Here is a 23412-nt window from a genome sequence, read left to right on the forward strand (position 1 = left end):
TTGCTGACTGCTGGCGAAAACGGCCTCACGCGGCCGCCCCGCTCACCGCAAACCGACTTACCAAGGAGACATCAAATGCACACCGCACTTCAACTTCGTTCGCTAATCAAAAGCAGCGGTGAACTCGTGCTGTCGCTGGACAGCATCGACACGCCGCGACCCGGCCCGGATGAAGTGCTCATCCGCATTGAAGCCTCTCCCCTCAACCCGTCCGATCTTGGCCTGCTGTTCGGTGCGGCCGACATGAGCACGGCCAAGGGCAGCGGCACGGCAGAGCGCCCGGTAGTCACCGCGCGCGTCCCGGAAGCCGCGATGCGCGGCATGGCAGGCCGCCTCGATGCTTCCATGCCGGTTGGCAATGAGGGCGCGGGCGTGGTCGTCGAGGCCGGCTCGTCCCCCGCGGCGCAAGCGTTGCTGGGCAAGACCGTGGCTGCCATCGGCGGCGCGATGTACTCGCAGTACCGCTGCATTCCGGCGGACCAGTGCCTGGTCCTGCCCGAAGGCGCCACGCCCGCCGATGGCGCGTCGTCATTCGTCAATCCGCTCACCGCGCTGGGCATGGTCGAGACCATGCGGCGCGAAGGGCATAGCGCCCTGGTGCACACCGCCGCGGCTTCCAACCTGGGCCAGATGCTCAACCAGATCTGCCTCAAGGATGGCATCAAGCTGGTGAACATCGTGCGCAAAGAAGAGCAGGCGGACCTGCTCAAGGCACAGGGTGCGGTCTACGTGTGCAGCACCGCGTCGCCCACATTCATGCAGGACCTCACCGAGGCACTCGTCGCCACTGGCGCAACCATCGCGTTCGACGCCACGGGCGGCGGCAAGCTCGGCGGCCAGATCCTCACCTGCATGGAAGCGGCCTTGAACAAGACGGCCCGCGAATACAGCCGCTATGGCTCGGCCACCCACAAGCAGGTCTACCTCTACGGCGGCCTGGACACCAGCCCGACCGAGTTCAACCGCGGCTTCGGCATGGCGTGGGGCATGGGCGGCTGGCTGTTGTTCCCGTTCCTGCAGAAGATCGGGCGCGAGCGGGCCAACGAACTCAAGCAGCGCGTGGTGGCGGAGCTGAAAACCACCTTTGCCAGCCATTACTCGAAGGAGATCTCGCTGGCCGAGGTGCTGGACCTGGACGTGATCGCGGTCTACAACAAGCGCGCGACGGGTGAGAAGTACCTGATCAACCCGAACAAGGGCCTGGCAGGGTAAGTCATCCCGGGGCGCCTTGCGCGCCCGCCGTGTCAAGTATCAGCCGCTGCGCCGCGGCCAGCGGCGCTGGTCGGCTCCATGGATCCTGGCAACTCGGCCACGGCTCTGTCTGGCAGCGCCAGGTACGGCTATCGCCTGCTGGCCGTCATGGCCGCGTCCAGTCTCGCCGCCATGCTCCTCTACAATGGATCACCGAGCGCGTTCAAGGCGTGGACCGGTAGTGCGCCGGGCGCGCATCGGCGAGTCGGGAGCGGTAGCTGGCCGCTGCCGATTTACATAACGAGAAACACAGAGGAGAGACAACCCGTGCCCCACCCGCTCATCCGCACCGCCCTGTTGTCCACCGCCCTTCTGCTCGCTTGCCTCAAGGCCCTCCCCGCCCACGCCGACATCCGCGTGGGCATTGACGTCTCCACCACCGGCCCGGCCGCCTCCATCGGCATCCCGTCCAAGAACACGATCATGATGTGGCCGCAGACCCTGGGCGGCCAGCGCGCGCAGTACGTGATCCTGGACGATGGTTCCGACCCGGCCGCGGCCGTGCGCAATGTGCGCAAGCTGATCTCCGAGGAAAAGGTGGATGTGGTGGTGGGCCCCAACATCACGCCCACCGCCATTGCTGCGCTGGATGCCGTGGCGGAGGGCGAGACGCCGATGGTGGCGCTGGCTGCGTCGGCTGCCATCATCGAGCCGCAGTCGGACCCCAAGCGGCGCTGGGCGTTCAAGATGCCGCAAAACGATTCGCATATGGCTACGGTCCTGACCGAGTACATGAGCAACCACGGCATCAGGACGGTCGGCTTCATCGGCTTCAACGATGCCTACGGCGAGAGCTGGTGGCGCGAGTTCTCCAAGCTGGCGGAGGTGCGCAAGCTCAAGGTGGTGGCCAATGAGCGCTTCTCGCGCAACGATACCTCGGTGACCGGCCAGGTGCTCAAGCTGATGGCGGCCACCCCGGATGCAATCCTGATTGCCGGCGCGGGCACGCCGTCGGTATTGCCACAGAAGACCCTGGCCGAGCGCGGCTACAAGGGCAAGGTGTATCAGACGCACGGCATCGCCACCTGGGATTTCCTGCGGGTAGGCGGCAAGGATGTGGAAGGCACGCTGTTCCCGACCGGGCCGGTGGTGGTGGCGCGGCAGTTGCCGGACGGCCATCCGGTAAAGAAGGTGGCGCTGGATTTCGTGACGCGCTATGAAGCGAAGTACGGCACGGACAGCATCACGCAATTCGCCGGCGATGCCTGGGGCGCGTGGATCCTGCTGGACGATGCCGCGCGCCGTGCCGGCAAGAGCGGCGCGCAGCCGGGCACGCGCGAGTTCCGCCACGCCATGCGCGATGCGCTGGAGACCACCACCAACCTGACCATTCCCAATGGCGTGATGAACCTGAGCGCGATGGACCATCAGGGCTTTGACCAGCGCTCGCGCGTGATGGGTGTGATCCGCGACGGCAAGTTTGCCTACGCGTCAGACAAGTAAGGATGTTTGAGATGAACAATACGACGATTGGCTTTATCGGCCTTGGTGCCATGGGCACGCCGATGGTGCGCCACCTGCTCGCCGGCGGCCACGCCGTGCGCGCCTACGTGCGCCGCCCCGAGGCCGCCGACGCGGCCCGCGCGCTTGGCGCCGTGCCCTGCACCACGCCGGCGCAAGCCGCGCGCGGCGCCTCGGTGGTGTTTACCAACGTCACGTCATCGGACGATGTGCAGGCCGTGCTGCTGGGCGAGCACGGCGTGATCGAAGGCGCGGCGCCGGGCACCATCTGCATCGACCACAGCACCATCTCGCCCATCGTCACCCGCGAGATTGCCGCCAGGCTGGCCGAGCGCGGCATCGAAGCACTGGACTGTCCGGTCTCCGGCGGCACGGTCGGCGCCGAGGCCGCCAGCCTCACCATCATGGTGGGCGGCAAGGCCGAGATGCTGGAGCGCGTGCGGCCGCTGCTCGCGCTGCTCGGCAAGACCATCACCCACATTGGCGATCATGGCGCGGGGCAAGTCGCCAAGCTGTGCAACCAGATCGCGCAGGTGGTCAATATCGAAGGCATTGCCGAAGCCATGCGCTTCGCGCAGGCGCAGCAGGTGGACAGCGGCCGCGTGCTGCAAGCCATGGCCACCGGCATGGCCGGCAGCCGCATGCTCGACATGATGGGACCGAAGATGGTCGCCCACGACTTTGCCCCCGGTATCGAAGCGCGGCTGCACGACAAGGACTTCGGCCTGGCCGCGCAGATTGCACGCCAGCTCGGGCTGGAGCTGCCGGCCATGCAAGCCACCTCGCGCCAGCTCGGCACGCTGATGGAAAAGGGCTGGGGCAAGGACGATACGTCGTCGTTGCTGCGGGTGCTGGAGGGCTGAATGGCCGAAGGGTGGGCGAAGGGTGGCCAAAGAGTGGGCGACAAGTGGCCAAAAAGGAGGCGCTAAGCCACCCCCATCATCCGCCGCACAGCCAGCAGCAACGGGCTGTCCTTGTCGGCGAAATCATGCATCACGTTGAAATGGTGCCTGTCGGGCATCGGCACATGCGCCGCGCCCGCTGCCTGCGCGTTGGCGGGCCAGCCGGCGCGCAGCAGATCGGTCTGCCGGTGGTATTCGCCCGGCTCCAGCCCGCCCACCGCGGTGACCAGCGGCGCAGCCGTGGCCGGCGGCAGGAAGGCCGGCGAGAGCCGGTCGACATCCCCTTCCGACAGCTTCAGGTCGACCTGCAGGAAATCCGCCCGGCGCAGCGGCTCCAGGTCATGCAGGCCGCTGACCGAGACCACGCCCTTGACCAGGTCGGCCGGCAGATCGCTGCCTACGCGCGGCCATAGCGTGGTGAGCATCATCGCGGCCATGTGACCGCCAACGGAATGCCCGCCCACGAAAATGCGCGCTTTGTCGTGGCCAAGCCGGCCGGACTCCCGGTACAGCCACGCCACGCTGCGCACGGCCTGCAGCACGATGGTCTCCACCGTCACCGCCGGGCATAGCGAGTAATTGATCACCGCCACCGACACGCCGCAGTGCGGCAACGCATTGGCCACCAGGCTGTGGTCGCGCTTGTCCAGCGCGCGCCAGTAGCCGCCATGGAGGAACACCAGCAGCGGCGGCGGCCCATCGGTGGCGCCCGGCTCGGCCGGAAAGTAATCGAGCCGCTCGTCCGCCGCGTGCGGGCCAGGCTCGGCACCGGCATAGCTCAGGTCCTCCAGCCAGCCGGCGCGCTTGCGCACCTGCAGCGACAACGCCGCCCAGTGGGCCATGTGGGCGGCATTGTCGGGCACGTTGGCCCGGTTGTTGTATTCGCGTGCATAGAAGGCGGGATCCTGCGACGGCAGCTGTGCAAGGCTGGCGAGGGAGGGCTGGGCTGACATGTGGCTCCGGGGTGGATGGGAGAAACCGGGCGGCGCCACGGCTCCAAGCATGCTAGCGCGTTCGCACAGCGTCAGATATCGACAACTTCCCGGATATCTGCCCTACCGTCCCCATCGCCCTATCGTCGTCTAACGCCATCCGCGCGCCGGCCAGGACCACCTGCCGGGTCCGCGCCCCTGGCGCTTCGCCCGTGTAAAGGCATCGCCTCGCGCTGAAGATTTGGGGTGACCACAAGGGAGCCCCTATACCCATACCCCTACCCATACCCCTACCAATACCCCTACCAATACCCCTACCAATACCCCTACCAATACCCCTACCAATATTGCCTCCAAATTCAAGACTTTTCCTATTCTATTTTTTTCCCGCGGAAAATATACTGCAGTTGCGCGATCAAAAGCCGTTGCATCGCCTATGCACTTCCGGCACGCAAGAAGAGGGGAGTTCCGAACGTTGCCAGCAGATTGAGGCGACCTGCCCAGTAACGTCAACGCATTGATCTAAATCGCCACTTAAGCCGAATTCCACAGCAGAAATCGGGAGGCGAAATATTCGCGCAACTTGCGCGGGATGCGAGACGAGAAGCTGTGGTTACAGCAGCGCCTGAAATCAAATTAAAAATAATTTACGCATGCTTGCTGGCTCCTGGACTAGTTACAACGGGCGATTCGCCTTGTGACGATGTCTTGGCCAAACCTTGTCTATTTGGTGGAATGATGAAAAAACTGATCAGAATTTTTGCCTTTTTTAGCATCGCCATTTTGTTGAATGCAATACCTTCGATAGCACAAGCCCAATTCCCACCTCATCAATCATGTCCTTACAAAACGCTTATGTCACCGCCGTCGACAATCGCTTTCGACCCAGGGGTCCCGGACGGAACAGTACTATGGAGTGGAAATCTTCAGACTAATTATCGGAGTTCCAACGCATCCACTGGTGGTTACGTGTGCCCCTCAAGTGCCTTTAACATACATTTCGAGGGAACAACACCCTACTTGGGCAACAATCTTTACACGACTGGCATTCCCGGTATTTCGTATCGCTTCAAGATGACTGGCCCGACAACTGGCCCGATTATTTATCCGTCGTGTTTTCTGCAGAAATATTTTCCGCACATCTGCTGGATCAATGAACTCGGGGCCGGAATGACGAACCATACGTTGTCCGTTGAACTTATAAAGACAGGCTCAATTACCGGCGGCGGTGCACTGTCAGGAGTGTTTGCACACTGGTTCGTACAGTTAGGGAGGTCCTATGCCACCTACTCCTGGGGGGGAAGCGTTGTGATACAGCCAACTATCCCCACGTGCAAGGTATCGATGCCATCGATTGCGGTCCGTCTTCGAGACGTAAACGTAAACGTCTTTACCGGAGTCGGAAAAACGTCACCAAGCCAGCCATTTGATATCGTGCTGCAGTGCTCTGGCGGAAATACCGGCACAAGCACAGATGTCTATACGACGCTGACCGACCAGACCGATCCGAGTAACGTTTCAGATACCCTGTCCCTTACCAAGGACTCCACTGCATCCGGTGTTGGCATTCAGGTTTTAAATGGGACCACGGTGATCAAATATGGCCCAGACTCCAGCGCCGCAGGCAATAAGAATCAGTGGAAGGCTGGTTCAGCTGGTAATGGTACATTCACCATACCGCTGACAGCCCGGTACATCCAGACCACGCCCTCGGTGAAAGCGGGAACTGCAAATGGTCGTGCGACTTTCACGATGAACTATCAGTAAAGAACAAATATGTGATTAAAAGTGTGAAGCCAGGGTGAACGGACCGCCCTGGCCATGGACCTGCTCTGCCGCCAGAAGACCCATTCCGTCTTCACCGAGGCCACCGGCCCGCGCCTGCCACGACTCGGCGCGCCTGCGCGGCTAGCCCACCTTCGGCGATCTCATCCGCCGTACCGCCCGGAAGCCGCCTGAATCCTGCGATCGCAGCCGGGCGACGCGGGACAAGCGGACGCGCCAGGGCCGCGGATGGGGCGCGTTGGGGGTCCGCTACCGGGGCCAGTTGTGGCCCGGCAGGATTTGCGGCATAATTCCCGGCTCAGCACCGTGCTGGTACGCCGGACTCCCGGCAAATCCGCCAGCACCCACTCAGCCCGGGTGGTGAAACAGGTAGACGCAGGGGACTCAAAATCCCCCGCCGCAAGGCGTGTCGGTTCGAGTCCGACCCCGGGCACCACTACATTTCCCAAGAAAAACAAGCAGATATGCTCGAGGGCGAGCGCAGCTTCACCACACGCTTATGTTCCGTACAGCGTCCTGGCCCAAAGCTAAGCCGGAAAAAACTCAACCCGCTCCCCGGCGCCAGCCATCGACTGCCCAAACGTAATCCAGCCGTGCCCTCTGAGCGCGACCTCATCACGGCGCAGGATGATTTCGTCATCGCCATCGATGGCGACATGCGTGCCATTCGCGCTTCGGTCGATCAGCATGTATTTACCCGCGCGGAACTCGACCGTTGCATGGAACCGCGATGTCTGCGGATCCGCGACGACGATCGTCATCGCGGCGTCGCGCCCTATCGTGACCGGCGGCGAGGCGCCGTTCATGCGAACCTCCATCTCCCGATACCGCAGCGTTAGCAGCGCGGGGCGGATCGCGCGCCGGCTTACGTCGGCGAGAATCGTCATGTCTGCGTTCTCTTGCCATATCGCTTCGAACAATTCCACGGGCGCTTCCTTCCCGCGCACCTGTATCGGGTAGAGGTAGCGCATCACCTGGCGCAGCGTCGCCGGCAGATGTGCCACGGCGTCCTTGCTGGTGATGATCTGCCCTTGCGATGCGAGTTTGGACAGGCGCGCGGCGAGGTTCACCGTGTCACCAAATACATCGCCCGATGCGTCGCGCAGGATCGGGCCGTGGTGAAAACCGATATGGATCGACATGGGCAGGCCGGATACCGGCGGCAGTTCGGCAATCGCCACTTGCATGTCGAGTGCAGCCTGCATGGCATTTTCGGCGGACGGGAACAACACCATGACTTCGTCCCCGATCGTCTTCACAACCCGGCCTTGCTGCGCCGACGAACAGGATTTCATCAGGGCGATGCACTGCCCGATTGCGCCGAAGGCAGCCGCATTGCCGGCCTTCTCATATAGCTTTGTGCTGCTGCTGACATCCGCGAACAGCACGGACCCGTCTGCGTCGGCCTGCGCAGGTATCGATTCCCGGTCCATATGTGTCTCAACCTGTTTGTGTCTCAACCTGTTCGCGTCTCAACCCGTTCGCGCGCCTCGCGTGGCGCCCTGCACTGATGGTAGTACGCGGCCAAACGCTCAAAGAAATGTTTCAGCGATATCGATCGATGAGCGCTGGCCAAGTGCCTCGAAGTTTGCCGCGAGCCAGGCGTCGGCCCGCTCGCGCCCGAGCGTGAACAGGCCGCGCAGGAAGGCCCAGTCCGCGTTGAACTTGCTGGGCGCGCCCAGCCGCGCCATCTCGGTTTCTGCATCGATGCTGTGGATCAGCATGCGGCGGTAGCGTGACGGGTCGAGCGCGCCTTCATCGATCAGCCGGGTGATGAACTCGATGGCGCGCATCTCGCGCATCAACGAGGAGTTGAAGCTGAGCGTGTTGATACGGTCCAGGATTTCGCGTGCCGTGACAGGCACCTGGGGAATGTGGATCGGGTTGAGGCGGATGATCAGCACATCGCGGCTGTCGGTCTCATAGATCAGCGGATAGATCGGCGGGTTGCCCATGTAACCGCCGTCCCAGTAATACTCGCCGTCGATCTCCACGGCCTGGAACAGCGTCGGCAGGCAGGCCGAAGCCATCACGGCCTTGGCGCAGATCTCGCCAGTGCTGAACACGCGGATGCGCCCGCGCAGCACATTGGTTGCGCACAGGAACAGCTTGACGCTCTTGCTGCGGCGCAGCACCTCGAAATCGATGGTCTCATCCAGGATGTTCTGCAGCGGGTTGAGATTGCAAGGATTGAGCTGGTAAGGCGAGTAAAAGCGCGTGAGATGGTCGAACATCATCCACGCGGGCGACATCTCCATATTGCCGCTGGCGCCCATCAACCGGTCCAGCCAGGTAGGTTGCAGGGGACTCAGCTTCGCGCAGTCGGACACCTTGCGCCAGCACGTCTCCAGGGCCTGCCGCGCGCCTTCCGGCCCACCGCTTGCCAGGCCGTAGGCGAGCACGGTGGCGTTGACGGCACCGGCGCTGGTGCCACTGATGCCGTCGATGCCGATGCGCTTGTCTTCCAGCAGCCGGTCCAGCACGCCCCAGCTGAATGCCCCGTGGGTGCCGCCCCCTTGCAACGCGATGTTGATGCGGCGGATCGCGGGGGGGTGATTGGCTTGCATGGTGGCCTCCGGTTTCTGTGCCTCAGCACCTCAGCGCCTCGGCGCCGCAGTGCTTCCGTACCGGGGAGCGGCGCTGGCTTCGCGGCGAGCGAGGAACATCTCCGTATGGTAGATGCGGGCGAACAATCCGCAGTGGCGTCATCTCCAGAGGCTTGCGCCGGATGCCTGTCGAACAAGTGTCCCATCGAGCATGGCCATGCATCCAGACCATGCCGACGGCGGCCTGCCAGTTGCTCAAGGACTTCGGGCTGGCGGCCTTTGTTGCCATCGTCGGCATCAACTCCGGGCTGCAGGCGGCGACCACGCTCAAGCAAAGCGGGCTGACCATCTTCCTGCTGGGCGCGGTGGTGACGCTGCTGCCGCTGTTTCTCACCATGCTGTTCGGCCGCTACGTGCTCAAGTACGACAACGCCGCACTGCTGGCCGGCGCGCTGTCGGGCTCGCGCAGCGCCAACCCGGCCTTCGGCGGCATCCTGGACAAGGCGGAAAGCCCGGTGCCAACAGTGCCCTTCGCCATCACCTACGCACTGGCCAACGTACTGCTGACCCTGCTGGGGCCGCTGGTGGTCGGCCTGGTGTAGCGCGGTGCGCCTGCAAGCCAGCAGCAGCCCCCCGCACAAGCGCTCTTTGCCTTCCCGGGCCCGGCCGCGCCGGCCAGGTCCACCCCCAACAAGCCTTACCCCTGGAGCCTGTCATGACCAAACCTGACCTTTCCAAGCTGGCGAGCCATTCGCCCTTCGAACTCAAGGACGAGCTGATCAAGCTCGCCAGGAGCTGTCGATCGACGCGGACCCGAACCAGCGCTGGCAATACGCCAACAAGGAGCTCGACAAGCTGCGCGACCCCAAGGTCAAGGCGTTCTTCCTGGTGAACCCGAGCAACCCGCCGTCGGTGCGCATGAGCGACGAGAGCCTGGAGTACCTGGCCTCGATCGTGGAAGAGCGGCCGGACCTGATCATCCTGACCGACGATGTGTATGGCACCTTTGCCGACAACTTCGTCTCGCTGTTCGCGATGTGCCCCAAAAACACCATCCTGGTGTACTCGTTCTCCAAGTACTTTGGCGCAACAGGCTGGCGCCTCGGCGTCATCGCCACGCACCAGGACAACGTCTTCGACGCGCTGATCGCCAAGCTGCCCAAGCCCCAGCACGACGGCCTGCACAAGCGCTACAACTCCATCACCACCGAGCCGGACAAGCTCAAGTTCATCGACCGCCTGGTCGCCGACAGCCGCACCGTGGCGCTGAACCACACGGCCGGGCTGTCCACGCCGCAGCAGGTGCAGATGGTGCTGTTCTCGCTGTTCTCGCTGATGGACACGCATGACGAGTACAAGGCCGCGATGAAGCGCCTGATCCGCAGCCGCAAGGCCGCGTTGTACCGCGAGATCGGCATTGCGCCGGACAACGATGACCCCAATGCCGTGGACTACTACACGCTGCTCGACATCGAGCAACTCGGCGGCAAGGCCATCGGCCCGGACTTCGTCAAATGGGTGCTCAACTCCGCCGAGCCGGTGGAGCTGCTGTTCCGCCTCGCCGAGGCAGCGGGCGTGGTGCTGCTTGCCGGGCCGCGGCTTTGGCACGCGCCATCCCTCCGGCCGCGTGTCGCTGGCCAACCTCAATGAATCGGACTACGTGAAGATCGGCCGCTCGATCCGCAAGCTGTTCGAGGAGTACGTGGAGCAGTACAACAAGGCCACGGCGCGCAAGGACGTGACGAAGAAGTAAGCCATAGGCTGTGTCAGGCGGATGCCGGCATGGTCCGGCATCCGCCTGACACACGCTCCAACGCACAGCTCTGGTATGGTGGGCGGTCCGCCCTACCAGAGCCGAGCCGCCGAGCCGCATGTCCCCTTCCCTTCTAGATACCTTCCTGCCTGCGCCTTGGGTCGCCTCGCTGCAAGGCGCCATGCCGGTGGGCTTTTCCTGGTGGTGGCCCTCGCTGTTCACACTGGCGGAATGGGCGATCCGCCTGGCCATGCTGGTCTACGTGCCACAGCGCCGTGCCCCGGCGGCCGCGCGCACCTGGCTGCTGCTGATCTTCTTCCTGCCATGGCTGGGGCTGGTGCTCTATGCGCTGTTCGGCCGCATCTACTATCCCAAGTCGCGCCGGCTCAAGCTGGCCCGCATCAACCAAGGCATCGCAAGCGTGCGTGACCGGGTGGCACGCTTCGCGCCATTGCAGCCGCTGCCCGCCGCCGTTGCCGCCGATGCGGCCGGCCTGATCGAGCGGCTCGGCTCCTACTCGCCGATGCGCGGCAATGCCGTGACGCTGCTCGACGACTATGACGCGACGGTGGCCGCGATGATTGCCGATATCGACGGCGCCAGGCACCAGGTCCATCTGCTGGTCTATATCTACGCCGCCGACGCAACCGGCCGCGCCTTTACCGACGCCCTGCTGCGGGCCAGCGCGCGGGGCGTGCGCTGCCGCCTGCTGGTGGATGCGCTGGGCGCGCGCGCGGGCTGGCGCATGTTTGCCGATACGCTGCGCGACGGCGGCGTGGAGGTGGTGCAGGCCCTGCCCATGCGCTCGCTGATGGCGGTGCTCAAAGGCAAGAGCGCGCGCTTCGACCTGCGCAATCACCGCAAGATCCTGGTGGTGGATGGCAGCATTGGCTACATCGGCTCGCAAAACGTGATCGATGCCGAGTCGATGCCCGGACTGCCCAATGAAGAACTGGTGGCGCGCGTGACCGGGCCAGTGGTGGCGGAGCTGCAAGCGGTCTTCCTGGCCGACCGCTACCTGGAAACCGGCGACGGCAACTTCGGCCTCGACAGCTTCCCGCCCATGGAGGCGCAAGGCCCGCACATCGCGCAGATGCTGCCCAGCGGCCCTGGCTACGGCACGCAGAACGCGCAGATGGCGCTGATCAGCATGATCCACCGCGCGCGCAGCGAAGTGGTCATCACCACGCCCTACTTCGTGCCGGATGAAGCGTTCCTGCAAGCGCTGCACCTGGCCTGCTACCGTGGCGTGGCGGTGCACCTGGTGCTGTCGCAACGGATCGACCAGCGCTTCACGCAGGCCGCGCAGGAGGCTTACTTCGGCGTGCTGCTGGACTCGGGGGTGCAGATCCACTTGTACCGCCCCGCCTTCCTGCATGCCAAGCACGTCACCATTGACGATGAAGTTGCCATGGTGGGATCGACCAATATGGATATCCGGTCGTTCGCGCTCAATGCAGAGGCCGCGCTAGTGATCTATGACCGTGATGTGGTAGCGCGCATGCGGCGGATCCAGCAGCGGTATCTGGCCAATAGTGAGACGGTGGTGCGGGCGGTTTGGCAGCGGCGGCCGCTGCATACGCGGACCTGGCAGAATCTTTGCCGGTTGGCGGATTCGTTGCTGTAGGTGTGGGAACGCGGCCGGTGGCTAGGGGTCGCGTTGGTAGCCCCGCTGACGCGGGGGGTGTCTCTTGTGGGCGGGGTTTTACTGCTTCTAGCTGCTGTCGCGGCTGTGCGGTGTTGGCCGTTTTAGAACGTGTGAGATGTCACTTCTCTTTACTCGTAAAGAGAAGTAACCAAGAGAAAGCGATCCTTGCAGGAGGCTGGCGTGGCGTCATTGGGGACCCCAATGGTTTCGTCGTACGGCCCCGGGTGCTGATGGACTCGTGCCGTTACCAGTTTAGACCACCACGACCTTGCTAGTGCCCAGGGTTTCGTGGTGGCCCCCACCGGTAGCCACCACCACGAATTTCAAGCCGTCTGTAGCTCGTGGAGTGACTGGCCACGAAGTTGCATGCGTCCCGTTTCCGTCGTGGGCGCGGTGGCACCGAATGGATAGGACCAAGAACTTCTTCACCGCGCCCACCCCACCACGAAACCATCATAGCGTGATATATCGTGGCGCTGCGAACCGGTACCGGCAGATGCGTGAATGAGCAGGGATGCCGCTACCGAGCAGAGCAGCCTCACCACGAAACCAGCGCCATCCGCAGGATCGTGGCCATTCAAATCGGTACCGCCACGAGGCTATTAAAACCCGGGGCCTGACGACGAAACTACCGGGCTACGCAACCCCGACAAGCCAGCCTCCTGCAAGGATCGCTTTCTCTTGGTTACTTCTCTTTACGAGTAAAGAGAAGTGACATCTCACACGTTCTAAATCGGCCAACACCGTACAGCCGCGACAGCAGCTAGAAGCAGTAAAACCCCGCCCACAAAGCACAAAGACACCCGAGCGTCAGCGGGGCCAGCAGACTTAACGCGCCTCCACGTACCCCAACACCGTCTCCAGCATCGTCTTCAGCGTAGGCTGGATCCGCGTAGCCCGCGCTTCGTCATAGGCGAAAGGATAGCTCTCGCTCATATAAGCCGACTGCGTCAACTCCAGCTGCACGGCTTGCACGCCTTGCGCCGGCGCCCCGTACTGCCGCGTGATATAGCCGCCCTTGAAGCGCCCGTTAAGCACCGACGTATAGCCAGGCAACGCGCCAGCGATATCCAGCAGCTGGTTGGCCAGCGCGGCGTCGCAGCTGGCACCATTGGCGGTGCCCAGGTTGAAGTCGGTCAGCTTGCCCTCGAAAAAGCGCGGCAGCACCGAGCGGATCGAATGCGCGTCCCACAGCGCCACCGTGCCATGCTCGGCGCGCAAGCGGGCCAGTTCTTCAGCGAGCGCGCCGTGGTACGGGCGCCAGATGGCGTCGCGGCGCGCGGCGATTTCATCGTCGGCGGGCAGGCCGCTGGCGTCGGCGTAGATCGGCGTCTTGTCGAAGGTATCGACCGGGCACAGGCCGGTGGTGTCCTGGCCGGGGTAGAGATTGGCGTTGTCGGGCGGGCGGTTCAGGTCCACCACGTAGCGCGAGTGGGTGGCCACCAGGATGGAGGCGCCAAGCTCGCGCGCGAAATCGTACAGGCGCCCCAGGTGCCAGTCGGTATCGGGCACGGTGCGTGCCTCGGCGGTCAGCCGGTCGGACACGGAGGCCGGCAGGTGGGTGCCGACGTGCGGCATCGACACCAGCATCGGGCGCGTGCCGCGATGCAGGGTGAAAGCGGGGGTATCGGTCGAGAAGGCCATGTTTTCTTGTTTGCTACTTTGCAACATAAAGGCGCAGTGCTCATCAATACGGGCCTGAAGCTTGTAGCATCAAGCTTCAGGCCGCGTGGTGCGCCGGGTTTTAGTCAGTCAGCAGGCTGGCGCGCGCAGCGGCAAAGCGCTTGCCAGCGTCAGCCTGCAAGGCGTGCATACCATGCTGCACGCGCGTGCGGCCCGCCGTGCGGACTTCCGCTAGTGTCTCATGCCCATGGTTGGTGAACACATGGACCGCCAGCGCCTGGCTGCCCGACAAACCTGAGAGCGCGGGATGCGCCCCGTCCAGCACGACGAAATCCGCCTGCTGCCCGACGGCAATCGCGCCGATATCCCGGCCCGACGCACGCGCGCCACCAAAGGCGGCATCAAGGTAAAGGCGGTCCGCCACCTGCTTGTGCGCGTCCGAAGCCAGCACGTTGCGCTTTTGCAGCGCCAGCCGCTGGCCGTACTCGAACAGCCGCAGCTCTTCCACCACGCTGACGCTGGCGTGGCTGTCCGAGCCGATGCCCCAGACACCGCCCTGCCCCAGGTAGGGCGCGGCGTCGAATACCCCATCGCCCAGGTTGGCCTCGGTGGTCGGACAGATGCCGGCCACCGCGCCGCTGTGCGCCAGCCGCCGCCGTTCGTCCCAGTCCAGGTGCGTGGCGTGCACCAGGCACCAGCGCGCATCCACCTCGGCATGGTCGAGCAGCCATGCCACCGGGCGTGTGCCCGTGAGCGTGATGCACTCGTCGACCTCGCGCTGCTGCTCGGCGATATGGATGTGCACCGGCGCTGTTGCATCCAGCGCGTGCAGGCCCGCCACGGCGTCGGCAAGACTCTGCGGCGGCACCGCGCGCAGCGAGTGCGGGGCAAGTCCCAGGCGAGCCTGGCCATGGCATTGCGGGGCCAGCCGGCCGAGCAAGGCGAGCATGGCGTGCGTCTCATGCAGGAAGCGGCGCTGATCCGGCACCGCGGGCTTGTCGCCGAAGCCGGCCGTCTGGTACAGCACCGGCAGCAGCGTGATGCCGATGCCAGCGGTCCGCGCGGCGCGCAGCAGGCGCAGCGACATCTCGGCAGGGTCGGCGTAAGGCTTGCCGTCCGTGTTGTGATGCACGTAGTGGAATTCGCAAACGCTGGTGTAGCCCGCGCGCAGCATCTCGATATAGAGCTGCGTGGCGATGGCTTCCAGCGTGTCGGGCGAAAGCCGCAGCGCGAAGCGGTACATCAGCTTGCGCCAGCTCCAGAAGGAATCGCTCTCCTGGCCGTCGGCCAGCGTCTCGCTGCGGAACTCGGTCAGCCCGGCAAAGCCGCGCTGGAACGCATGCGAATGCAGATTGGGCATGCCCGGCAACAGCGGCCCGGCGGCGCGCGGCACGTCCACGGCGGGTTTCGCGCCGGCCTGTACCGTCGTGAATGCGCCGGCGTCGTCCCAGGCCAGCAGTACATCGCTGGCCCAGCCCGTGGGCAGCAAGGCCTGCGCGGCAAACAGGCTTCCGGCGTTCATGGCCGTACTCCTTGCGCTGGCGTGGCGGCGGGATAGACCTTGCCCTGGCGCACCACGGCGGCGGCGGGATTGCGCCCGAACCAGTAGGCCAGCTCGGCCGGCGAATCGACATTCCACAGCACGAAATCGGCGGCGCGCCCGGCGGCCAGCAAGCCGTGCCGGTCGGATGCGCCCAGCGCGCGCGCGGCGTGCGTGGTGACGCCTGCCAGCACTTCGGGCACGGTCAGCCTGAACAGGGTGCACGCCATATTCATCATCAGCAGCAGCGAAGTGACGGGCGACGTACCGGGATTGTGATCGGTGGAGATCGCCATCGGCACGCCATGCCGGCGCAGCAGGTCGATCGGCGGCAGGTTGGTGTCACGCAGGAAATAATAGGCGCCCGGCAGCAGGACCGCCACCGTGCCCGACCCGGCCATGGCAACGACGCCGGCCTCATCGAGATGTTCCAGGTGATCGGCCGACAGCGCGCGGTAACGCGCCGCCAGCGCGGTGCCACCCAGGTTGCTGAGTTGCTCGGCGTGCAGCTTGACGCGCAAGCCGTGGCGCTCGGCGGCCTGGAACACGCGCTCGGTCTGCGCCAGGCTGAAGCCCACGGATTCGCAGAAGGCGTCCACCGCGTCGATGAGGCCCTCTTCGGCCAGCGCGGGCATCATGGTTTCGCACACCAGCGTGATGTAGTCGTCGGCGCGGCCCGCGTATTCCGGCGGCAGCGCGTGCGCGCCGAGGAAGGTGGTATGCACCGTCACGCCGAAGGCCTCGCCCAGGCGGCGCGCCACGCGCAGCTGCTTGCGCTCGCTGGCGAGGTCCAGGCCGTAGCCGGACTTGATCTCCAGCGTGGTCACGCCTTCGGCCAGCAACGGCGCGAGACGCGCGGCGGCCAGCGCGAACAGCGTGTCTTCATCGGCCGCGCGGGTGGCGCGCACGGTGGAGACGATGCCGCCGCCAGCGCGCGCGATTTCCTCATAGCCTGCGCCGGCCAGGCGCATGGCGAATTCATCGGCGCGCTGCCCGCCGTACACAAGGTGGGTGTGGCAGTCGACCAGGCCCGGCGTGATCCAGGCGTTGCCCGCGTCATGGCGCGGCAGCGCTGCGTATGCCTGCGGCATCTCTGCCTGCGCGCCGAGCCACACGATGCGGCCCTGCTGCACGACCAGCGCGGCGTCACGGATGGCCTTGGCGGGATCGCCGTCGGGCAGCAGGTGGCAGCGATGCCAGACGCCATCGGCGGACTTGGTAGATTCAGTGGACGAAGAGGTAACGGCGGCCTGCGCCGGGTTCAGGTTCATTGCGGGTTCTCCAACTCCAGTTCCAGGGTGACGCACAGGCAAAGCGCGGGCTCCGACATCGCCTGCAGGCGATATGGCACCGCTACGCCTTCGGCAAACAGCATGCCGTCGTCGCTGGCCAGCACGGCTTGCCCGCCCTGGCCGGCAACGCCGTGGCGCCATGCCCCCTCAACCACAAACAACAACACCACATGCGCGCCGGGCGCGATCGTGAATTCGTCGCGCGCCGCGACCACGCTCGCGCGGCACTGGCCGCGCCGCGTCATCACATTGAAGTCGCGCGTGGCGCCATCCAGCAGCGTGGCTTGCACGCCGCGCTCGCCGGCAAAGGCAAAGGGCTCGCCAACGGTATCGAGGCGATGATCGAAGCTGCCATCGTCAGCCAGCAGGCGTACGCCCTCGCCGTCCAGCAGCACGATCTGGCGATCGATGCCGGGAAAGGCGGAGAACGGCCCATCGGCGGCGATGTCGGCCACGCTCACGCGCCACAGGAATGCGTCCATGCCGGCGCCCGGCGGCCACGCCGCGATCTCGCGGGTGACGCCGCCGCCGTTCTTCCAGGGCTGCGCGGCCAGCGCGCCGAGCGAGAAACGTTCGACGCCGTTCATGCGCCTGCCGCCTTCGGCACCATCGGCAGGTTCAGGCCCTTCTCATGGGCGCAGTCGATCGCGCTTTCGTAGCCGGCGTCGGCGTGGCGCATCACGCCGGTGGCCGGGTCGTTCCACAACACGCGTTCGATGCGCTTGGCCGCGGCGTCAGTGCCGTCGCAGACGATCACCACGCCCGAATGCTGCGAGAAGCCCATGCCCACGCCGCCGCCGTGATGCAGGCTGACCCACGTGGCACCGCCCGCGGTGTTGAGCAGCGCGTTGAGCAGCGGCCAGTCGGACACGGCGTCGGAGCCGTCGCGCATGGCTTCGGTCTCGCGGTTGGGGCTGGCAACCGAGCCGCAATCCAGGTGGTCGCGGCCGATCACGATCGGCGCCTTCAGCTCGCCGTTCTTCACCATCTCGTTGAAGGCCAGGCCCGCGCGGTGGCGCTCGTCCAGTCCCACCCAGCAGATGCGCGCGGGCAGGCCCTGGAAGGCGATGCGGTCGCGCGCCATGTCCAGCCAGCGGTGCAGGTGCGCGTCTTCGGGGAACAGCTCCTTCATCTTGGCATCGGTCTTGTAGATGTCCTCGGGGTCGCCCGATAGCGCAACCCAGCGGAACGGGCCCTTGCCTCGGCAAAACAGCGGGCGGATATACGCCGGCACGAACCCCGGGAAATCGAAGGCATTGGCCACGCCTTCGTCAAAGGCGACCTGACGGATGTTGTTGCCGTAGTCCAGCGTGGGCACGCCCATTTGCTGGAAGGCCAGCATGGCCTGCACGTGCTTGACGATGGAAGTCTTGGCAGCGGCCTCGACCGATTTGGGATCGGTCGTGCGCGCGGCTTCCCATTGCCCGACGGTCCAGCCCGCCGGCAGGTAGCCGTTGACCAGGTCGTGCGCCGAGGTCTGGTCGGTGACGATGTCCGGGCGCATGCCGCCGGCCTGCGCGCGTTTGACCAGCTCCGGCATGATCTCGGCAGCGTTGCCGAGCAGGCCGACGGAGATGGCCTGCTTGTTGCGCGTGGCTTCTTCGATCATGGCCAGCGCTTCGTCGATGCTGGTGGCCTTCTTGTCGACATAGCGCGTGCGCAGGCGGAAGTCGATGCGCGACTCCTGGCACTCGATCGCCAGCACGCATGCGCCGGCCAGCACGCCGGCCAGCGTCTGCGCGCCGCCCATGCCGCCGAGGCCGGCGGTGAGGATCCACTTGCCGGTGAGATCGTTGTTGTAATGCTGGCGGCCGGCTTCGACAAAGGTTTCGAAGGTGCCCTGCACGATGCCCTGCGTGCCGATATAGATCCACGAGCCGGCAGTCATCTGGCCGTACATCATCAGGCCGGCGCGGTCCAGCTCGTTGAACTTGTCCCAGGTGGCCCAGTGCGGCACCAGGTTGGAGTTGGCAATCAGCACGCGCGGCGCGTCGGCATGGGTGCGGAACACGCCCACCGGCTTGCCGGATTGCACCAGCAGCGATTCTTCCTCGCCCAGGTTGCGCAGGCTGTCGAGAATGGCGTCAAAGCACTCCCAGTTGCGCGCCGCCTTGCCGATGCCGCCGTACACCACCAGGTCCTGCGGGCGCTCGGCCACATCGGGATCCAGGTTGTTCTGGAGCATGCGGTAGGCGGCTTCGATCAGCCAGTTCTTGCAGTGCAGCTCGGTGCCGCGCGGCGCGCGGATCTCGCGCTGGCCACGCAGGGGGGCCGCTTTGGTGAATTGGTGTTCGTTGGCGTTCATGTCTGGTTCTCCTGCGTGTTGGGTTCAACCCTGCGCTGCGGTGATTTGTGGGGCGTCGCATTCGGGGGCGCCCGCCCTCTCCCCCAGCCCCTCTCCCACAAGCGGGAGAGGGGAGCAACCCGGCGGCATTGCCCGAAGCCGGCACGATGCGCCAAAGCCATCTGGAATGACGACGGTTGTCGCTCCCTCTCCCCTCACGGGGAGAGGGTTGGGGAGAGGGGCGGTTTGGCTAGGAGCCACTTGAAGCGAAGCCAATTGTTTTCTTCGGCACGGCGGCTTACGCCACGCCCACCTGCGACGGCAGCACCTGCCGCACGGACTCGGGCCAGCCCGCACCCGCGTCACCCTGCTGCACCCACTGCTTCATTGCCTCGATATCCGGTGCGAAGTAGCGGTCGCCTTCCACAAAGGCCACGCGCTCGCGGATGCGTGCGATCTCGGTCTCGATCAGCGGCGAGGATTCCAGCGGGCGGTGGAACTCGATGCCCTGCGCGGCGGCCATGGCTTCGATGCCGACCACCACGGCGGTGTTCTCCGCCATATCGCCCAGGCGGCGCGCGCCGTAGGTGGCCATCGACACATGGTCCTCCTGGTTTGCCGACGTCGGCAAGCTGTCCACGCTGGCAGGATGCGCCAGCGACTTGTTCTCGGACGCCAGCGCGGCGGCAGTGACCTGCGCGATCATGAAGCCCGAATGCAGGCCACCGTCGCGCACCAGGAACGGTGGCAGGCCGGACAGGCCGGAATCGAGCAGCAGCGCGAGGCGGCGCTCGGAGATCGCGCCGATCTCGGCGATGGCCAGCGCGATGATGTCGGCGGCAAACGCCACCGGCTCGGCGTGGAAGTTGCCGCCCGAGATCACGTCGCCCTGCTCCGGGAACACCAGCGGATTGTCGGACGCGGCGTTGGCTTCGATCTGCAGCACGCGCGCGGCGTGCTGCAGGTTGTCCAGGCAGGCGCCCATCACCTGCGGCTGGCAGCGGATGGAGTACGGGTCCTGCACGCGCCCGCAGCTCACGTGCGAGTCCACGATCTTGCTTCCATCGAGCAGCGCGCGCACGGCGCCGGCCACGGCGATCTGCCCGGCCTGGCCGCGCGCGGCGTGGATGCGGGCGTCGAACGGCTTGACCGAGCCCTTGATGGCTTCGAGCGACAGCGCGCCCGCCACCAGCCCGGCAGCGAAGATGTCTTCGGCGGCAAACAGGCCCGCCAGCGCCAGCGCGGTGGAAACCTGCGTGCCGTTGAGCAGCGCCAATCCCTCCTTGGGGCCCAGCGTGAAGGGCGCCAGGCCCGCGTGGGCCAGCCCTTCGGCGGCCGGGCGGCGCACGCCGTCGATCATCACCTCGCCCACGCCGATCAGCGTGCACGACATATGCGCCAGCGGCGCGAGATCGCCCGACGCGCCCACCGAGCCCTTGGCCGGAATGCACGGCGTGACGCCCGAGTTGGCCAGCGCCAGCAGCGCCTCGATGATTTCGGGACGGATGCCGGAATGGCCGCGCGCCAGGCTCACGGCCTTGATCGCCAGGATCAGCCGCACGGTGTCGCTGTTCAGGTCCGCGCCGGTGCCCACGCTGTGCGACAACACCAGGTTGCGCTGCAGCTCCGCCAGCTTGTCATGCGGAATGCGCGTTTGCGCCAGCTTGCCGAAGCCGGTGTTGATGCCGTAGACCACGGCATCGGCGTCGATGATGTCCTGCACGGTGGCCTGGGACGCACGCACGCCAGCCCATGCGGATGCATCCATCACCAGGCTCACTTCGCCGCGATGGATGCGGCGCAGGTCGGCCAGCGTGACGGAGCCGGGCTGCAAGGTCAGCAGCGGGCGGGAAGTTTGGTTGGCTTGGGTGGCGCTCATTTGTATGTCCCTGTCTATACAGCCGGGTTCGTGCGTTGGCTGGTGGATCTGAAAAAATTAACGGCCCACGGCGGGTTCAGCCGAAGGCCGGGTTGCCATCGGCGCGGAATCGGCTGCCTAGGCGGTAACGGTTGCCTGGGTGCAGGCAACGTACAAAGGTCACGGGGGTGCCGCCCGTCCAGGTGCGGCGGGTCAGCAGCAGGCACGGCTGGGTAGCCGGCATTTCCAGTTGGGTGGCTTGCTCCGCCGTGGCGGAGATGGCATCGACCACGTGCTCGATCTGATCATAGGGCACGTGGCGCAGCAGGTATTCGCCGGGCTTCACCGCATCGGCGGCGGCGAAATCCTGGTTGATAAAGTCCGGCGCGACGCGCGGGTTCACATAGCGGTCTTCGAGCTGCACCGGCACGCCGTCCTCGCGGTGCACGCACACGGAGTGGAACACCGATTCACCGGTGCGCAGATCCAGTGCGGCCGCAACCTCGATGGAGGCAGCCACGCGTTCCACCACCATGACGTCGCAAGCGTAGTCATGTCCGCGCATGCGGATCTCGTCCTGCAGGTTGACCACGTTGAGCAGCGTCGACTGCGGCTTGTGCTCCGCCACGAAGGTGCCCACGCCAGCCACGCGCACCACCCGGCCCTGCTCGGCCAGCTCGCGCAGCGCGCGGTTCACCGTCATGCGCGACACGCCGAAGCGGGTCACCAGTTCCTGCTCGGACGGCACGCGATCGCCAGGCTGCCACGCGCGGCTCTGGATATGGCGCGCGATGTACTCCTTCACCTGCTGGTAAAGCGCGGCGGGAGGGGAATCGGGAACACCCCGGCGGTTGGCGGTGGCAGCTTTCATGGCTTGGTTGGCAACTCAGTGCTCGGCGCTGGCCATGGCCTCGGCGCGGATTTCCTCGGTCAGTACCGCCTTGAGTTCCGAGAACGCCGGCGAGGTCTTGATCGTATAGTGGCGCGGATGCGGGAAGTCCACATCGATGGTGCGCTTGATGCGGCCAGGCCGCGCCGAGAACACCGCCACGCGGTTGGCCATGAAGATGGCCTCGTCGATATCGTGCGTGACGAACAGCACCGTCTTGCGCGAGGCTTCCCAGATGCCCAGCAGCAGTTCCTGCATCAGCACGCGGGTCTGGTTGTCCAGCGCGCCGAAGGGCTCGTCCAGCAGCAGGATCTTGGGGTCGTTGGCCAGCGCCCGGGCAATGGCCGTGCGCTGCTGCATGCCGCCCGAGAGCTGCTTGGGGAAGTGATGCTCGAAGCCGCGCAGGCCCACGCGCTGGATAAAGAAGTCGCTGCGCTCGCGCTGGTCGGCCTCGCTCATGCCGCGCTCGCGCAGGCCAAAGCGCACATTCTGCTCGATGGTCAGCCACGGGAACAACGTGTACGACTGGAACACCATGCCGCGCTCCGCGCCCGGGCCGGTGACTTCCTGCCCGTCGAGCAGCACGCGCCCGGTGGTGGGCGTATCCAGCCCGGCGACGATGCGCAGCAGCGTGGACTTGCCGCAGCCCGAGGGGCCGAGGATGGTGACGAAGTCGTTGTCCGCCACTTCGAAATCGGTCGGCTGCAACGCCAGGGTCTGGCCGCCGCGCGGATTGACGAAGGTACGCGAGACCTGCTGGATGGACAGCGCGCTCATTTGATCGAACTCCACGGAAACAGGCGCTGGTTGGCCAGCTTGAAAGCCAGGTCGGAGACCAGGCCGATGCAACCGATCACGATGATGCCGAAGATGATCTGCCCGGTGTTGAGCAGCGCCTGGCTGTCGGTGATCATATGGCCGATGCCGGAGGACGAGCCGATCAGCTCGGCCACGATGACATAGGTCCAGGCCCAGCCCAGCACCAGGCGCAGGATCTCGGCGATCTCAGGCGCGGCGCCCGGGATCAGCACGCGCCGCACGATGCCGCTGCTGTTGGCGCCCAGCGTGTAGGCCGCCTCCACCAGGTCGCGCCGCGCGCCGCCCACCGTCACCGCCACCATCAGCACGATCTGGAAGAAGGAACCGATAAAGATCACCAGCACCTTCTGCGCCTCGCCGATGCCGGCCCACAGGATCAGCAGCGGGATGAAGGCCGACGCGGGCAGATAGCGGCAAAACGAGACGAAGGGCTCGAAGAATGCCTCCGCCGCCTTGTACGCGCCCATGAAGATGCCCAGCGGCACGGCCAGCGCGGCGGCCAGCACGAAGCCGCCCAGCACGCGCCATACCGTCATGCCGATGTCACCGATGAAGTTGTACTCGGTAAACAGCAGCACACCTTCATGGGCCATGGTCATCGGATCGGCCAGGAAGGTGCGCGGCACCATGCCGCCCAGGGTCACCGCCGCCCACACGGCAAAAAACGCCACGAAGAACGACAAGCCCAGGACCCAGCGCGCGCGCTGGGTGACCGGCGCCAGCGGCGCCAGCCAGGGATGCCGGCGCGTGGCCGCCGGAGTCACCGCGGCGGGAGCGGGCGTTGTAGCCGCACCGGCGGCGGGCGAACCAATGTGAACCTGCGTCATGG

17 protein-coding genes, 1 tRNA gene and 2 pseudogenes are annotated in these 23412 nt (G+C 65.5%); 8 read left to right on the forward strand and 12 right to left on the reverse strand.

What is annotated here, in order from left to right; genetic code table 11:
• The first annotated feature begins 75 nt into the window (after positions 1-75).
• The 3 genes from AC1RQK_RS04990 (at position 76) to AC1RQK_RS05000 (ending at position 3575) form a co-directional block, all read left to right on the forward strand.
• On the forward strand, positions 76-1212 hold the full coding sequence (locus AC1RQK_RS04990; RefSeq protein WP_492807912.1) for a zinc-binding dehydrogenase: 1137 nt from the start codon (positions 76-78) through the stop codon (positions 1210-1212).
• Between the two features lie 306 nt (positions 1213-1518).
• Positions 1519-2694 carry an ABC transporter substrate-binding protein gene (locus tag AC1RQK_RS04995; RefSeq protein ID WP_492807914.1) on the forward strand — a complete coding sequence of 392 codons (1176 nt, stop codon included), beginning with the start codon at positions 1519-1521 and terminating at the stop codon, positions 2692-2694.
• Between the two features lie 11 nt (positions 2695-2705).
• The gene (locus tag AC1RQK_RS05000) at positions 2706-3575 is read left to right on the forward strand and encodes an NAD(P)-dependent oxidoreductase (protein WP_492807915.1); all 870 of its coding nucleotides are present in this window, start codon (positions 2706-2708) and stop codon (positions 3573-3575) included.
• 62 nt (positions 3576-3637) lie between these two features.
• Here AC1RQK_RS05000 and AC1RQK_RS05005 read toward each other — a convergent pair whose 3' ends face one another.
• Positions 3638-4567, reverse strand: coding sequence for an alpha/beta hydrolase (locus tag AC1RQK_RS05005; protein ID WP_492373051.1), 930 nt, complete (start codon positions 4565-4567; stop codon positions 3638-3640).
• An 834-nt stretch (positions 4568-5401) separates the two neighbouring features.
• On the opposite strand from AC1RQK_RS05005, the gene AC1RQK_RS05010 reads away from it, so the two are divergent.
• Together AC1RQK_RS05010 and AC1RQK_RS05015 are read left to right on the forward strand one after the other, a co-directional pair.
• Complete coding sequence (locus AC1RQK_RS05010) at positions 5402-6313, forward strand: fimbrial protein (RefSeq protein ID WP_492808106.1); 912 nt, start codon at positions 5402-5404, stop codon at positions 6311-6313.
• Between the two features lie 369 nt (positions 6314-6682).
• Positions 6683-6767, forward strand: a tRNA-Leu gene (locus AC1RQK_RS05015).
• 91 nt (positions 6768-6858) lie between these two features.
• On the opposite strand, the gene AC1RQK_RS05020 is transcribed toward AC1RQK_RS05015, so the two are convergent.
• The gene (locus AC1RQK_RS05020) at positions 6859-7764 is read right to left on the reverse strand and encodes an adenylate/guanylate cyclase domain-containing protein (protein WP_492376746.1); all 906 of its coding nucleotides are present in this window, start codon (positions 7762-7764) and stop codon (positions 6859-6861) included.
• A 99-nt stretch (positions 7765-7863) separates the two neighbouring features.
• Positions 7864-8898 carry a patatin-like phospholipase family protein gene (locus AC1RQK_RS05025; protein ID WP_492807917.1) on the reverse strand — a complete coding sequence of 345 codons (1035 nt, stop codon included), beginning with the start codon at positions 8896-8898 and terminating at the stop codon, positions 7864-7866.
• Positions 8899-9107: 209 nt separating this feature from the next.
• On the opposite strand from AC1RQK_RS05025, the pseudogene AC1RQK_RS05030 reads away from it, so the two are divergent.
• From AC1RQK_RS05030 to cls, 3 genes and pseudogenes are all read left to right on the forward strand, one after another.
• Positions 9108-9479, forward strand: a pseudogene (locus AC1RQK_RS05030) (aspartate-alanine antiporter-like transporter); the annotation flags it as partial.
• Positions 9480-9669: 190 nt separating this feature from the next.
• Positions 9670-10630, forward strand: a pseudogene (locus AC1RQK_RS05035) (bifunctional aspartate transaminase/aspartate 4-decarboxylase); the annotation flags it as partial.
• A 118-nt stretch (positions 10631-10748) separates the two neighbouring features.
• Positions 10749-12257: a cardiolipin synthase gene (cls, locus tag AC1RQK_RS05040; RefSeq protein ID WP_492376748.1), complete on the forward strand. Its 1509-nt coding sequence runs from the start codon at positions 10749-10751 to the stop codon at positions 12255-12257.
• Between the two features lie 849 nt (positions 12258-13106).
• Here cls and hutG read toward each other — a convergent pair.
• The 9 genes from hutG to AC1RQK_RS05085 form a co-directional block, all read right to left on the reverse strand.
• Positions 13107-13922, reverse strand: coding sequence for an N-formylglutamate deformylase (gene hutG / locus AC1RQK_RS05045; RefSeq protein WP_492807919.1), 816 nt, complete (start codon positions 13920-13922; stop codon positions 13107-13109).
• 100 nt (positions 13923-14022) lie between these two features.
• A complete protein-coding gene (locus AC1RQK_RS05050; RefSeq protein ID WP_492807921.1) occupies positions 14023-15423 on the reverse strand; it encodes a formimidoylglutamate deiminase in 1401 nt (466 codons plus the stop codon).
• Positions 15420-16712, reverse strand: coding sequence for an imidazolonepropionase (gene hutI / locus AC1RQK_RS05055; protein ID WP_492807923.1), 1293 nt, complete (start codon positions 16710-16712; stop codon positions 15420-15422). Before hutI ends, AC1RQK_RS05050 begins: the two co-directional genes overlap by 4 nt.
• Complete coding sequence (locus tag AC1RQK_RS05060; protein WP_492373074.1) at positions 16709-17320, reverse strand: HutD/Ves family protein; 612 nt, start codon at positions 17318-17320, stop codon at positions 16709-16711. The genes hutI and AC1RQK_RS05060 overlap by 4 nt, the downstream gene beginning before the upstream one ends.
• Positions 17317-19038, reverse strand: coding sequence for a urocanate hydratase (hutU, locus tag AC1RQK_RS05065; protein WP_492373075.1), 1722 nt, complete (start codon positions 19036-19038; stop codon positions 17317-17319). The genes AC1RQK_RS05060 and hutU overlap by 4 nt, the downstream gene beginning before the upstream one ends.
• 277 nt (positions 19039-19315) lie before the next feature.
• Positions 19316-20896 carry a histidine ammonia-lyase gene (gene hutH / locus AC1RQK_RS05070; protein WP_492373076.1) on the reverse strand — a complete coding sequence of 527 codons (1581 nt, stop codon included), beginning with the start codon at positions 20894-20896 and terminating at the stop codon, positions 19316-19318.
• A gap of 76 nt (positions 20897-20972) precedes the next feature.
• Positions 20973-21746, reverse strand: a complete 774-nt coding sequence (gene hutC, locus AC1RQK_RS05075) for a histidine utilization transcriptional repressor HutC (protein WP_492373077.1) — start codon at positions 21744-21746, stop codon at positions 20973-20975.
• 15 nt (positions 21747-21761) lie between these two features.
• Positions 21762-22541 carry an ABC transporter ATP-binding protein gene (locus AC1RQK_RS05080; protein WP_183036756.1) on the reverse strand — a complete coding sequence of 260 codons (780 nt, stop codon included), beginning with the start codon at positions 22539-22541 and terminating at the stop codon, positions 21762-21764.
• Positions 22538-23410, reverse strand: a complete 873-nt coding sequence (locus tag AC1RQK_RS05085) for an ABC transporter permease (protein WP_492373078.1) — start codon at positions 23408-23410, stop codon at positions 22538-22540. The genes AC1RQK_RS05080 and AC1RQK_RS05085 overlap by 4 nt, the downstream gene beginning before the upstream one ends.
• Positions 23411-23412: the final 2 nt, after the last annotated feature.

It is taken from the genome of Cupriavidus sp. GW822-FHT02D05, from assembly GCF_058802485.1.

Bases quoted from the DNA above. Each gene is read 5' to 3' on its own strand.
- AC1RQK_RS04990 (WP_492807912.1), top strand. From the start codon at position 76: ATGCACACCGCACTTCAACTTCGTTCGCTAATCAAAAGCAGCGGTGAA.
- AC1RQK_RS05000 (WP_492807915.1), top strand. From the start codon at position 2,706: ATGAACAATACGACGATTGGCTTTATCGGCCTTGGTGCCATGGGCACG.
- AC1RQK_RS05005 (WP_492373051.1), bottom strand. From the start codon at position 4,567: ATGTCAGCCCAGCCCTCCCTCGCCAGCCTTGCACAGCTGCCGTCGCAG.
- AC1RQK_RS05010 (WP_492808106.1), top strand. From the start codon at position 5,402: ATGTCACCGCCGTCGACAATCGCTTTCGACCCAGGGGTCCCGGACGGA.
- AC1RQK_RS05020 (WP_492376746.1), bottom strand. From the start codon at position 7,764: ATGGACCGGGAATCGATACCTGCGCAGGCCGACGCAGACGGGTCCGTG.
- AC1RQK_RS05025 (WP_492807917.1), bottom strand. From the start codon at position 8,898: ATGCAAGCCAATCACCCCCCCGCGATCCGCCGCATCAACATCGCGTTG.
- cls (WP_492376748.1), top strand. From the start codon at position 10,749: ATGTCCCCTTCCCTTCTAGATACCTTCCTGCCTGCGCCTTGGGTCGCC.
- hutG (WP_492807919.1), bottom strand. From the start codon at position 13,922: ATGGCCTTCTCGACCGATACCCCCGCTTTCACCCTGCATCGCGGCACG.
- AC1RQK_RS05050 (WP_492807921.1), bottom strand. From the start codon at position 15,423: ATGAACGCCGGAAGCCTGTTTGCCGCGCAGGCCTTGCTGCCCACGGGC.
- hutI (WP_492807923.1), bottom strand. From the start codon at position 16,712: ATGAACCTGAACCCGGCGCAGGCCGCCGTTACCTCTTCGTCCACTGAA.
- AC1RQK_RS05060 (WP_492373074.1), bottom strand. From the start codon at position 17,320: ATGAACGGCGTCGAACGTTTCTCGCTCGGCGCGCTGGCCGCGCAGCCC.
- hutU (WP_492373075.1), bottom strand. From the start codon at position 19,038: ATGAACGCCAACGAACACCAATTCACCAAAGCGGCCCCCCTGCGTGGC.
- hutH (WP_492373076.1), bottom strand. From the start codon at position 20,896: ATGAGCGCCACCCAAGCCAACCAAACTTCCCGCCCGCTGCTGACCTTG.
- hutC (WP_492373077.1), bottom strand. From the start codon at position 21,746: ATGAAAGCTGCCACCGCCAACCGCCGGGGTGTTCCCGATTCCCCTCCC.
- AC1RQK_RS05080 (WP_183036756.1), bottom strand. From the start codon at position 22,541: ATGAGCGCGCTGTCCATCCAGCAGGTCTCGCGTACCTTCGTCAATCCG.
- AC1RQK_RS05085 (WP_492373078.1), bottom strand. From the start codon at position 23,410: ATGACGCAGGTTCACATTGGTTCGCCCGCCGCCGGTGCGGCTACAACG.